General features: G+C 72.9%; 9 protein-coding genes. 6 read left to right on the top strand and 3 right to left on the bottom strand.

Translation table 11 applies throughout. The features are described from left to right. Nucleotides 1-79 precede the first annotated feature (79 nt). A complete protein-coding gene (locus Q8791_RS00750; RefSeq protein ID WP_330089579.1) occupies nucleotides 80-1,558 on the bottom strand; it encodes a hypothetical protein in 1,479 nt (492 codons plus the stop codon). 256 nt (nucleotides 1,559-1,814) lie between these two features. Between Q8791_RS00750 and Q8791_RS00745 the strand changes: the two genes are divergently transcribed. Together Q8791_RS00745 and Q8791_RS00740 are read left to right on the top strand one after the other, a co-directional pair. Next, nucleotides 1,815-2,783: a glycerophosphodiester phosphodiesterase gene (locus Q8791_RS00745; protein WP_330089578.1), complete on the top strand. Its 969-nt coding sequence runs from the start codon at nucleotides 1,815-1,817 to the stop codon at nucleotides 2,781-2,783. Between the two features lie 126 nt (nucleotides 2,784-2,909). Further along, complete coding sequence (locus tag Q8791_RS00740) at nucleotides 2,910-4,151, top strand: alanine racemase (protein ID WP_330089577.1); 1,242 nt, start codon at nucleotides 2,910-2,912, stop codon at nucleotides 4,149-4,151. 67 nt (nucleotides 4,152-4,218) lie between these two features. Here the strand turns inward: Q8791_RS00740 and Q8791_RS00735 are convergent, their stop codons facing one another. Continuing rightward, nucleotides 4,219-5,820: a beta-N-acetylhexosaminidase gene (locus tag Q8791_RS00735; RefSeq protein ID WP_330089576.1), complete on the bottom strand. Its 1,602-nt coding sequence runs from the start codon at nucleotides 5,818-5,820 to the stop codon at nucleotides 4,219-4,221. A 413-nt stretch (nucleotides 5,821-6,233) separates the two neighbouring features. Between Q8791_RS00735 and Q8791_RS00730 the strand changes: the two genes are divergently transcribed. The 3 genes from Q8791_RS00730 (at nucleotide 6,234) to Q8791_RS00720 (ending at nucleotide 8,839) form a co-directional block, all read left to right on the top strand. Then, nucleotides 6,234-7,139: a DMT family transporter gene (locus tag Q8791_RS00730; protein WP_330089787.1), complete on the top strand. Its 906-nt coding sequence runs from the start codon at nucleotides 6,234-6,236 to the stop codon at nucleotides 7,137-7,139. Between the two features lie 16 nt (nucleotides 7,140-7,155). Then, nucleotides 7,156-8,400 (top strand): glycosyltransferase, encoded by a 1,245-nt coding sequence (locus Q8791_RS00725; RefSeq protein WP_330089575.1) that lies wholly within the window; start codon nucleotides 7,156-7,158, stop codon nucleotides 8,398-8,400. Between the two features lie 109 nt (nucleotides 8,401-8,509). Then, the gene (locus tag Q8791_RS00720; RefSeq protein WP_330089574.1) at nucleotides 8,510-8,839 is read left to right on the top strand and encodes a hypothetical protein; all 330 of its coding nucleotides are present in this window, start codon (nucleotides 8,510-8,512) and stop codon (nucleotides 8,837-8,839) included. A 141-nt stretch (nucleotides 8,840-8,980) separates the two neighbouring features. On the opposite strand, the gene Q8791_RS00715 is transcribed toward Q8791_RS00720, so the two are convergent. Further along, nucleotides 8,981-9,919, bottom strand: a complete 939-nt coding sequence (locus Q8791_RS00715; protein ID WP_330089573.1) for a LysR family transcriptional regulator — start codon at nucleotides 9,917-9,919, stop codon at nucleotides 8,981-8,983. Nucleotides 9,920-10,051: 132 nt separating this feature from the next. On the opposite strand from Q8791_RS00715, the gene Q8791_RS00710 reads away from it, so the two are divergent. Further along, a complete protein-coding gene (locus Q8791_RS00710) occupies nucleotides 10,052-11,377 on the top strand; it encodes a pyridoxal phosphate-dependent aminotransferase (protein ID WP_330089572.1) in 1,326 nt (441 codons plus the stop codon). Nucleotides 11,378-11,639: the final 262 nt, after the last annotated feature.

Genomic DNA, 11,639 nt, shown 5'->3' with positions numbered 1-11,639 from the left:
CCCCGGGCGCCGACCGCCCGGGAGAGCGCCGGGTCGGCCCGTCGCCCGGGCGGTCCGGGTCACCCCGGCCCTACCGGGCTCAGACGGCCCCGGCCTCGAAGCTCCAGGGCAGGGACGCCCACAGCTCCTCCCACTCCTGGGCGTCGACGGGCTCGAAGGGCTCGGAGTCCGCGCCCGCGGCGGCGTCCTCCTGCGCGCCTTCGTCCGCGACCTGCTCCACGCCCGGGGCAGCCTCCTGGCCGGATCCCTGGAGGAGTTCGTCGACCCTGTCCGCGATCTCGCCGATCACGGCCTCCACCTGGGCGTTCTCCAGCCCGAGCGCGTCGGCGCAGTGGACGACGGCACCGGTCTTGGCGCCCTCCTCGCCGTAGTGCCACACGGTGGCGAGCAGCTGGTCGCGGTCGTCCTCGGTGAGCTGGTCCTTGGTCAGGGCCCTCTCGACGAACTCCCCTCCGGCCGGGGTCAGCTGGCTCGCGTCAAGCCCGCTCTCGCCGGTCTCGAAGTCCACGAACCGGTCGATGACGCACTCCTTGACCTCGCGGGAGCCGACGCCCTCGGGCAGTCCCGCGGCCTCGGGAGTGCCGGCGGGAGTCTGCGCCGGGTTCCCGGCGGGCGCCTCGGCGCCCTCCGCCGGGGCCTCGGGGGCCTGCGGTTCCCCGGGGTCCCCGACCGGGGCGGGCTCCTCGGCGGCGGGCGCCTCCTCCTGGGGCGCCTCCTCGGTGAGCGCCTCGGGCGCCGTGTCCTGGCCCCCGGCGGGAGTCCCCGCCTCCTCCGGGGCCGCCGGCCCGGTCACGGGCTCCTCGGCGGCGGGCTCCTGCGCGGCCTCCTCGGCGGGAGCCTGCCCAGCGGGCGCCTCCTCCGCCGGCGCCTCCCCGACGGGAGCCTCCTGCTGGGCCCCCTCCTCGGCGGGCGCCTCCTGCGCAGGAGCCTCCTCCGCGGGCGCTTCCTCGGCAGGAGCCTCCTGGGCGGCCCCCTCCGGAGCCTGCACCGCGGGCGCCTCCTGCGAGCCGCCCTCCTCGGTCACGGACTCGGCCATCTCGACCAGTTCCGCCCGGTCCCACCGTTCCGGCTGGAGGTGGGTGGTGACCGCTACACCCGGGCGCTCCAGCCAGAACAGGTCTCCCGTGGACTCCGACAGGTAGGCCTCGCGCTCGAAGCCCTCGCCTGCCGCGAGCCGCTCCAGGTTCTTGTCCGCCAGGTGGCTGTAGCGGCCCTCGCGGAGGTCGTCGAGCTCCTGCACCCGCTCGGAGCGCGTGATCGTGACCCGGCCGTACAGCTGGTCGGGGCCCTGGACCCAGGAGATCTGCGACTGGCGGGCTCCCTGCCGGTCGGTGGTGGAGGAGGCGTTGATCCCGTACCGCTCCAGCCCCGGGGGCAGGTAGCCGATCTCGAACCCGTCGAGGCTGTACGACGAGATCCCCTGCCGGACCACGGGCCAGCTCAGGCCCCCGTCGTCCCTGTCGGCGGCGGACGCCGCGGCCGGGAGGCCGACCAGCCCCGACGTCGCGATGGCGGCGGCGCCGAACAGCGCGACCCACCTCGTGTGGTGCTTGCGCATGAGTGTTCCTTCCCATCGACTACTGATAGTGATGGTCTCAGGGCTCTGGGTAGTTAACGGGGGACTCTGTGGTCAAAAATCGCACATGAAGTAATCAAAGGGATGCATTGGGTGAGACGTGGCGTCGGGGTGCGGGTCCACCACCAGATGATGGGCGGCGGATCACCGAATGCTCTGCACACGGTCACCGCCTCGTCACCATGCGCGCTCACCCTGAGGAAGCAGTCGGCCTGTTCACGCTCACATGGGAGGTCCGGTGCACCGCATCGGGATCGTCGTCGGAGCCGTTTCACTCTTCGTTACCGTCAGTGCCACCGCCTCGTCCGCGGCACCGGCTCTCGACCCAGTGGGGACGAGCACACGGGACATCATCGAGGTCCAGCACGCGTCCCCCAACCGTCCTCTGATCGCCGTCTCCCACCGCGGAGCCGCCGGGCACGCGCCGGAGAACACGCTCGCCGCCCTCGACGCGGCCCATGAGCTGGGGGCCGAGACGGTCGAGATCGACATCCAGCGCACCGCGGACAACCAGATCGTGCTCCTGCACGACACCACGCTGGCGCGTACCACCGACGTGGAGACGGTCTTCCCCGACCGGAGCCCCTACCTCGTCGGCGACTTCACCCTGGAGGAGATCCAACGGCTCGACGCGGGGGCGTGGTTCGCCCCCTCCTTCACCGGTGAGACCGTCCCGACCTTCGACGAGGCGCTCGACCGGTTGGAGCAGCTGGACCTCAACCTCTTCCTCGAGGTCAAGGAACCCACGCTCTACCCGGGAATCGAGAGGGCCGTCGCCGAGGAACTGGTCGGTCGCCGGACCTGGCTGGAGCACAACCCGCCCTGGGAGCCCCGCAAGCTCATCGTGCAGAGCTTCGACTGGGATTCGGTACGGCGCTCCAAGTCCCTGATGCCGTCCGTCCCGCACGCGCTCCTGGGGCGCGTACCCGAGGCCCGCATCGCCGAGTTCTCCTGGGCGCACATGATCAACCCCAACCACACCACCATCGACACCGCCTACGTCGACCGGGTCCACGACGCGGGCCTGGAGATCATGCCCTACACCGTCAACGACAGAGCGCGCATGGACGACGTCCTCGCCCTGGGGGTCGACGGGTTCATCACCGACTTCCCCGACACCGGGCAGCGGGCGATCGCCGACTTCGTCGGAGGGCGGGACGCCATCGACAGGGCCGCCACACCGGTACCGTTCCAGGTCCGCTACTGACCCTGGTGGCCGCGCCGCCGGCAATGGGATGATCGGTCCCGACCACACCGAACCCCCGTGCCGGGGGGAGGCCCGACCACGGCCGCTCCCCGGCACGGGGGTACTGGAGCAGGAGGCGGAGGCGACGTGAGCGACCGGCTGACCATCCCCCAGGAGCACGTCGACTGGCGGACCAAGGGCCTGTGGTGGACGGGCGACCCGATCACCCTGGAGGAGTTCGCGGCCCGGCGCGACGACCTGTTCACCGGTCCGTTCACCTGGCCACTGATGGTCCTGAGGGCCTCCGCGCTGGACCGCAACATCGCCGCGCTCGCCGACTTCACCCGCCGGGGCGACCTGCTGTTCGCCCCGCACGGCAAGACCTCCATGGCGCCCTCCCTCCTCCAGCGCCAGCTGGACGCGGGCGCCTGGGGCGTCACCGCCGCCACCGCCAACCAGGTCCTGGACTTCCGCCGGTTCGGGGTCCGCCGCATCCTGCTCGCCAACCAGCTGTTCGACGCGAAGGTCCTGCGCTGGGCGGCCGACGAGGCCGACGCCGACCCCGGTTTCGAGTTCCTGTTCTACGCCGACTCCGCCGAGGGGGTCGCGGCCGCCGCCCGCGCCGTCGCCGGCCGGGAGGGCGGACGCCCCCTGAGGGTCCTGGTCGAGCGCGGCGTGCCGGGCGGCCGGACCGGCTGCCGCACCCGCGAGGAGGTCCTCGCCGTGGCGCACGCCGTCCACGGGGCGCCGGGACTCGCCGTGGCGGGTGTCGCGGGCTACGAGGGCCCGCTGGGCGACGCCGACGCGGTCCGCGGCTTCCTCCGGGACCTCTCCGGCGACGCCGCCGCCCTCGCGGACGGGCTCGGGGTGGACCAGCCGATCGTCTCGGTGGGCGGCAGCGCGTGGTTCGACCTGATCGCCGAGGAGATGGGCGGCCGGACCGAGTACGTACCGATCCTGCGCAGCGGCGCCTACGTCGCCCACGACGACGGCCTCTACCAGAGGATCACCCCCTACAACCGCCTCCCCGAGGGCCCCGGAGCCCTCATCGGGGCCCTGGAGCTGTGGGCGCAGGTGACCTCGACGCCGGAGCGGGGGCTGGCGATCGCCGCACTGGGGCGCCGCGAGGCCAACTACGACCAGGGGTTCCCCGTCCCGCGCCTGCTGCGCCGGGCGGACGGAGGCACGGCGGCGGCGGAGGGCGTCGAGGTCACCGACCTCAACGACCACCACGCCTACCTGCGGGTTCCACCGGAGCTGGGTGTGCGACCCGGGGACCTGCTCTCGTTCGGCATCTCGCACCCGTGCACCGCGTTCGACCGCTGGCACGTCATCCCGGTCGTGGACGACACGGACACCGTCGTGGACGCGGTCGCCACCTACTTCTGACCGCGGGCCCGGCCGCCGCCCCGGACTGGCGGCGGCCGGGGCGTGCCCCGTGCCGCGCGGAGGGGCGCTACTCCCCCCAGCCGCCGACCCCGGGGCGGGTGTGCCAGGGGCGCGGCCCGTCCAGCGGGCGGTACTCCACCCCGGCGGCGTCCAACCGCTCCAGGTGGCGCTTCAGCCGGGGCTCGAACTCGGAGTAGTCGCGCTCACCCGCGGACCACACCTTCTCGGCGAAGGCCGACAGCCGGGGGAACACCATGTAGTCGAGCCTGCGCGGCGTGTCGATGTGCTCGACCCACACGTTCACCTGGGCGCCGAGGACGTGCCCGGCCTCCTCCTCGGTGAGGCCAGGGGGGACCGTCTCCGCCGTGTACACGTCCTCGACCCGCAGCAGCGTGCCCACCTTGACCGGCTCGTCGTCCGACTCGGACTGCTTGTAGTCGAGGTAGGAGGTGGCGGTGGGGCTCATGACCACGTCGTGGCCGGCCCGGGCGGCGGCGATGCCGCCCTCCTCGCCGCGCCACGACATCACGGTCGCTCCCGGTGCGAGACCGCCCTCCAGGATCTCGTCCCAGCCGAGCAGGCGGCGGCCCCGCGCCGTCAGGTGTTCGTCCAGCTGGCGGATGAACCAGCTCTGGAGCTCGTCCTCGTCGGCGAGGCCCTCGTCCTTGATCCGCTTCTGCGCGGACGCGCTGGTCCTCCACTGGGTCTTGGGGCACTCGTCGCCGCCCACGTGGATGTAGGTGCTCGGGAACAGTTCGAGGAGTTCGTCGAAGACGTTCTTGTAGAACTCCAGGACCTCGTCGGTCACCGCGAGGACCTCGTCGAAGACGCCCCACTGCGTGCCCACCGGGATCAGCCCGCTCTCGCCCAGCTCCGGGTAGGCGTGGATGGCGGCCTGGGAGTGGCCGGGCACGTCGATCTCGGGGACGACCGCCACGTGCCGGGCGTCCGCGTAGGCGACGATCTCGCGGATGTCGTCCTGGGTGAGGAAGCCGCCGTGGGGACGTCCGTCGAACACCGGCGGCTTGCTCGCGCCCACCTGGCTCTCGGTCCGCCAGGAACCGACCTCGGTGAGCCGCGGGTAGCGGCGGATCTCGATCCGCCAGCCCTGGTCGTCGGTCAGGTGCAGGTGCAGCACGTTGAGCTTGTGCATCGCCAGGAGGTCGATGAACCGCAGGATCTCCCGCTTGGGGGAGAAGTGGCGGGCGATGTCCAGCATCGCGCCGCGCCACCGGAAGCGCGGGGCGTCGGTGATGCTGACGGCGGGCAGGGTCCACACGGCGCCGCCCAGGGGGGCGTCGCGGTAGGCGTCGGGCGGAAGGAGCTGGCGCAGGGTCTGCGCTCCGTAGAACACCCCGGCCGGGTCGTTGCCGACGACGATGGCGCCCTCGGCGTCCACGATCAGCCGGTAGCCCTCGCGCCCCAGACCGGCCTGGGCGTCGACGCTGAGCCGCACCTGCGCGCTGGCCTCGTCGCCCGTGGCCAGGGGAAGCCCGGTGGCCGCGCCGAGTTCACGCTGGAGCCACGTGAGCGTGCCCCGGGCTTCGGCGTCGGCGGAGACCCTGGTCGCGGCGGTGAGGATGAGACCGCCCTGGCCGCCGGGCTCCGTCCGGGCGGGGCGGGGGATCACGGGGAGGGAGGTCGGGGGTGAGGCGGGGGTGTCGGGCACGGTGGACTGCTCCTATCCGGTCTAGACCAATAACGGACATAGTGCCACGGTGCTCATCGAGGGCACACCCCCGGCATCAATCGGTCCTTCGCGGGGCGCTATTCAAGCCCACCCCATACCCAGTCTTGACTCCGCATGGCTCTTAACACTCCGTGTTTTGCGGGAGACGTAGGGACAGACGGATCGGCGCGAAGACGCCGAAATCCACCGCAGGGAGGGCGCAGCACGTGGACGACCCCCGGTGCGCAGTGGGGTGAGCACTACCGGCGGACGGGGGCTGGCCTTATCGCCGGCAGACCCCTTCCGTTCCTAGTGTTCTGGTCATACCCGGAGTTCGACGGGCCGGGTCGGGACCGAGTGTCAGGGGATGCGGCGATGGTGGAGAGACAGGGGACGCCCGTGGAGGACGGGTGGTGGCAGTGATGCTGTGGCCCGTCCTCATCGCCGTCACGGGGGCGTTCAGCCTGGCACTCGGCTCCGCCCTCCAGGAGCGCGACGCCGTCCGCGCCCCCGGCCGGCAGGTGGCCCGCACCGGGTTCCTGCTGCACCTGCTCCGCCAGCCCCGCTGGCTGATCGGCACCGCGGCCGTGGTGCTCGGGGCGAGCCTCCACCTCATCGCCCTCAGCGGGGCTCCGCTGACCATCATCCAGCCGCTGGGCGTGACCGGGCTGCTGTTCGCGATCGTCCTGTCGGCGGTGTTCAACCGGCAGAGGGTGGGCGTCTCCCAGATCATCGCCGGGGTCGCCGTGATGGGCGGCCTCACCGGCGTCCTCGCCCTCTTCCCGCACAGCTCCGACATCCCCGTCCTGCCGACTCCCATGGCACTCGCGCTCGCCGGCACCACGATCGGCGCGGGCCTCGTCGTCTACCTCACCGCGCACTGGATGAACAGCGGCGTCCGGGCCCTGCTGCTCGCCCTCGCGGGCGGGGCGGCCCTGGGGACCACCTCCGGCCTGGCCCGGGTGATCACCGCGAACGCGATCGGCGACTGGACGCGGGTCGTCGACTGGCTGACCCTGCTCGCCGTGGTCACGGCGGTCTTCGGCGCGCTGCTGATGCAGAACGCCTACCGCACAGGGCACTTCTCCGCCGCCTACGCGACCCTTCTGATCACCGACCCGGTGGTCGGCGTGGCGATCGGCGCCTTCCTCCTGGGAGAGGGCACACCGGAGACCCTCGGCGCCCAGGCGGGTGCGCTGGCCTTCAGCGGGCTGGCCATCGCAGGAACCATCACGCTGGCGCGGGCGCGCCACCGCAACCCCGAGGCCCCCGGCGGGCGGAGGCGCTCGGAGACGACGGCCCGTTTCCGTACACGTTGAACCAAGGAGTCCCACCATGGCCGAGCCCACACGTCCACTGCGCGTCCTGATCGCCACCGACACGTACCCGCCCGACGTCAACGGCGCCGGGTACTTCACCCACCGTCTGGCCGAGGGTCTGGCCGACCGCGGGCACCGGGTCCACGTGGTGTGCCCCTCCGATCTGGGCGACCCCTACGTGACGGTCGACGGTGCGGTCACCGAGCACCGCCTGCGCTCCGCGCGCCTGCCCTTCCAGCCCAGCATGCGGGCCGCCGTCCCGGTGGGCATGGGCGGACACATCACCAGGCTCGTGCGGCGCCTGGACCCGGACGTCGTGCACGCGCAGAGCCACTTCACGCTCAGCCGGTCGGCGATGCACCGGGGCCGGGTCGCGGGCATCCCGGTCGTGCTGACCAACCACTTCATGCCGGACAACCTGTACGCGCACGCCCGGGTGCCCCGGTCGATGCAGTCGGCGGCCGGGATGCTGGCGTGGAAGGACATGGTCCGGGTGGCCGGCGAGGCCGACTTCGTGACGACCCCGACACCGCGTGCGGCCGAGCTGCTCCGCGAGAAGGGGTTCGCCCGCGCGGTCGAGGCGATCTCGTGCGGGATCGACCTGGAGCGCTTCCACCCCCGGCCGCGGGACAGGTCGGCGGCGCGGGCCAGGTTCGGGCTCCCCGACCGGGACACGATCGTGTTCGTGGGCAGGCTGGACGCGGAGAAGCGGATCGACGACACGATCCGGGCCCTGGCGCGGATCGTGCCGGAGCGGGACGTCCAGCTGGCCCTGGCGGGGATCGGGGCGCGGGAGCAGGAGCTGCGCGCGCTGGCCGCCGAGCTGGGGGTGGCGGACCGGGTGTACTTCCTGGGGTTCGTCCCCGACGAGGACCTCCCGCTGGTGTACGCGGCGGGTGACGCGTTCGCGATCGCGGGCGTCGCCGAGCTGCAGAGCATCGCCACGCTGGAGGCGATGTCCACCGGTCTTCCTGTGGTCGCCGCCGACGCGATGGCGCTGCCGCACCTGGTGGAGGCAGGGCGCAACGGGTTCCTCTTCCGGCCGGGCGACCCCGTGCACCTGGCGGACCGGCTGCTCTCGGTCCTCGGCAGCGCGCGGACCCGCCGTTCCCTGGGAGCGGCCAGTCGCGAGATGGCCCTGCGCCACGACCACCACCGGTCGCTGGAGCGTTTCGAGTCGGCCTACGTGCGTCTCCAGGGGGCCGCACCGCTGCCGCTGCCGAGCGAGAGGGCGGTGGCCGCGCGCCCGATCGCGGTGTGATCAGAAAGAGTGCTATGGGCGATATTGGAATCTTGCGCCATTTGCCACTTTCCGTATTCTTTGCGTAGCGATCGGTGATGTTGGTGTGCTTCGGGAAACACCAGTCACTGTGTGGTTCCAAGGCATCAGTGGACAGACCGGCCGCGGCCGGATCGCCCGCGGCGGGAACGCCGCCGAGGGCCTCACCGATCGGCTCGGCACCGCCGAGCGTGAGGCGGGGTTCCATGAGCGCGACATGTCGTCGTTCGAGCGCGAACGGATCGACCTGGAGCACAGGGTGACCCGGATGGAAGCCGAGCTGGAGTCGCTGCGACAACGAAGACTGGAAGCCTACGCGCGATGGTGGAACGCCCGGGACGACCGTGACCGCGCACTCCACGTCTGCCGCAAACTGCGGCGCAGGATCGACCGGACGCGCGGTAGGGACAACGGCGAGTGAACCGGTGCGACACGGCCGCGCCGTCCGGCGGAACAACCGACCACGACCCGCTCGACGTGTGGTCCGGCCCAGGGGGCCGGGCCACACGTCGTCGTGCCCCCCGCGTCCCGCACCCCGCCCGCCCCTCCCGCGGCGGACGGACTACGGGGTGGTGATCTCCGCGAGCTCCCGGTCGACCTGCTGGGCCGCCTCCCGCAGGGCCGCCAGTGTCACCTGGACCGCGGGCCGCCGCAGCGAGGCCGGGCGCACCACCGCGTACACGTGCCGCTCGGGCGCCGACGCCGGAAGCCTCCGGTAGACCAGCCCCGCAGGGGCGCCCACCATCGCCAGCGCCGGAACGGCGGCGATCCCGATCCCCCGGGTCACCAGGCTCAGGATGGTGCCCAGGCCCTCGAACTCCCAGGTGGTGGCGGGAAGCCCGCCCACCTCCGCCAGGAGCCGGTCCGTCCCGTAGCGCGACCGCTCGGTCTGCGGCGCCACGATCCACGACTCGCCCAGCAGCCCGTCCAGAGCCACCGGCGCGCTCGGGGAGGCCAGCCGGTGCCCCTCGGGCACCGCCAGGACCAGCGGGTCGCGCAGCAGGTGGATGTGGCGCAGGCCGGCGTCCGGTCCGCGCCCGGGGTGCTGGCCGCTCCAGTCGTCGACCAGCGCGATGTCCACCTCCCGCGAGCGCACCTTCTGGGTCCCGGTCGACAGCAGGGTCTGGCGGAGCACGAGCTGCATCCCCTCGTGCCGCCGCAGCGGCGGCGCGAGCAGGGGGGCGAACGCCACGGCGGCGGTGGGGAAGGCCGTGACGGTCACCATGCCCAGGGCGACGTCCGACTGCTCGGCGAGGACCGACTCGGTGGCCTCGACCAGTGCCAGGATCTCCTCGGCCTGGGCCACCAGGAGCCGTCCGGCGTCGGTCAGCTCGGCGCCCCTCGGGGAGCGGTCCAGGAGCGCGACACCCGTCTCCTGTTCCAGTCTGGCGAGCTGCTGTGAGACCGCCGAGGGCGTGTAGCCGAGGGCGCTCGCGGTGGCCGCGATGGTGCCTCGGACACCGAACTCGCGGAGAACGTGCAGGCGGCGAAGGTCTAGCATAAGAACAGCTTATGCTCAGCATCGAAAAGACTCGCTTGTACTGATGACTGAACCGGGGCATGGTGAGGAGTGACAGACCGTCACCCGAGGTGCGGTCAAGCGCCGAACGATACGTCCGGAGATGAGTCGTCCATGACCGTCACTGTGTCCGCCACCCTTGCCGTCAACGAAGCCCTCGCCGAGAAGCGGCGCCAGGGAGTGTGCGTGCTGCCGCTCGGCTTCGGTGAGGCCGGGCTCCCGGTCCACCCGGTCATGCGCGACCAGCTCTCCGCGGGCAACGGCGCCAACGCCTACGGGCCCGTCGCCGGGTCGTCGGCCCTGCGCGAGGCCGCCGCGGGCTACTGGGAACGCCGCGGGCTGCCCACCGACCCCGGCATGGTCATCGCCGGTCCCGGCAGCAAGCCGCTCCTGTACAGCCTCCTGCTGGAGATCGGCGGCGACACCGCGATCGCAGCGCCCAGCTGGGTCAGCTATGCCGCACAGAGCCGCCTGGTCGGCCAGCAGCCGCTCCTGGTCCCCACGGCCACGGGCCAGGGCGGGGTACCCCAGCCCGACCTGCTGCACGCCGCGGTCACCGCCGCCCGCGAGCAGGGACGGACCGTCAACGCCGTCATCGTCACCCTGCCGGACAACCCCACAGGCACGGTGGCCGACGCCGACACCGTCCGCAGGCTCTCCGAGGTGGCGCGCGAGCTCGACCTCCTCGTCATCTCCGACGAGATCTACCGCGACCTGGTCCACCCGGCGGGCCCGGGGGAGGACCCCGTCGAGATCCACAGTCCCGCCGAGTACGCGCCCGAGCGCACCATCATCTCCACGGGCCTGAGCAAGAACCTCGCCCTGGGCGGCTGGCGCATCGGCGTCCTGCGCCTGCCCGACTCCGAGATCGGCCACCGGCTGCGCGGCGGTCTGCTCGGTGTGGCCAGCGAGATCTGGTCCAGTCCCGCGGCCCCCGTCCAGGAGGCCGCCGCACACGCCTTCACGGAGCCCGTCGAGCTCCTCGACCACATCGACCGCAGCCGCCGCCTGCACGGCATCGTCGCCCGCGCCGTCACCGAGGCGTTCGTGCGCGCCGGGGCGACCGTCGCCACCCCGCGCGCGGCGTTCTACCTCTACCCCGACTTCGAGCCGGCCCGCGAACGACTGGCCGCTCTGCACGGCGTGACCACCGGCCCCGAGCTGACCGGACTGCTCCTCGACCGCTTCGGCATGGGCGTCCTGCCCGCCGTCGAGTTCGGGGAGGGGGCCGAGGCCCTGCGCATGCGGGTCGCCACCAGCCTCCTCTACGGGGAGTCCGAGGAGCGGCGCTACGCGGCGCTCGCCGCCACGGACCCGCTGGCCCTGCCCTGGGTCCGCGCCCACCTGGACCGGCTCGACGAGGTCCTCGGCGCGCTGCTCGACCCGGCCCCCGGCACCGTCATCGCCCGGTCCCAGGCCACCGCCCGGGCCGCCGTCTAGACCATCCCTGCGTCCGCCCTGTTGAAGGGGGCGGGGCGGGCGCACACTCCTCCGGCCTCCCCCGGCCGCTCCTTCCGGGGGAGGCCGGAACCCTGTCCGGCGCCGGTCCGCACCCGCTCACGGGGGCGGGCCGGCGCCGACCGCGGGCACTCCGGTCCCCGGCGGGGCCGACCGGACGGACGGCGCGCCCTCCCCGTCCTTCGCCGGGGGGAGGCTGGTCCCGGCACCGGGAGCGCCGGATGAACCCCGGTCGGGTCCGGGG

Source organism: Nocardiopsis codii (assembly GCF_036327455.1).
Lineage (GTDB): Bacteria > Actinomycetota > Actinomycetes > Streptosporangiales > Streptosporangiaceae > Nocardiopsis > Nocardiopsis codii.
This window is presented reverse-complemented; position numbering and strand designations above follow the sequence as displayed.

Bases quoted from the DNA above. Each gene is read 5' to 3' on its own strand.
- Q8791_RS00750 (WP_330089579.1), bottom strand. From the start codon at position 1,558: ATGCGCAAGCACCACACGAGGTGGGTCGCGCTGTTCGGCGCCGCCGCC.
- Q8791_RS00725 (WP_330089575.1), top strand. From the start codon at position 7,156: ATGGCCGAGCCCACACGTCCACTGCGCGTCCTGATCGCCACCGACACG.
- Q8791_RS00715 (WP_330089573.1), bottom strand. From the start codon at position 9,919: ATGCTAGACCTTCGCCGCCTGCACGTTCTCCGCGAGTTCGGTGTCCGA.
- Q8791_RS00710 (WP_330089572.1), top strand. From the start codon at position 10,052: ATGACCGTCACTGTGTCCGCCACCCTTGCCGTCAACGAAGCCCTCGCC.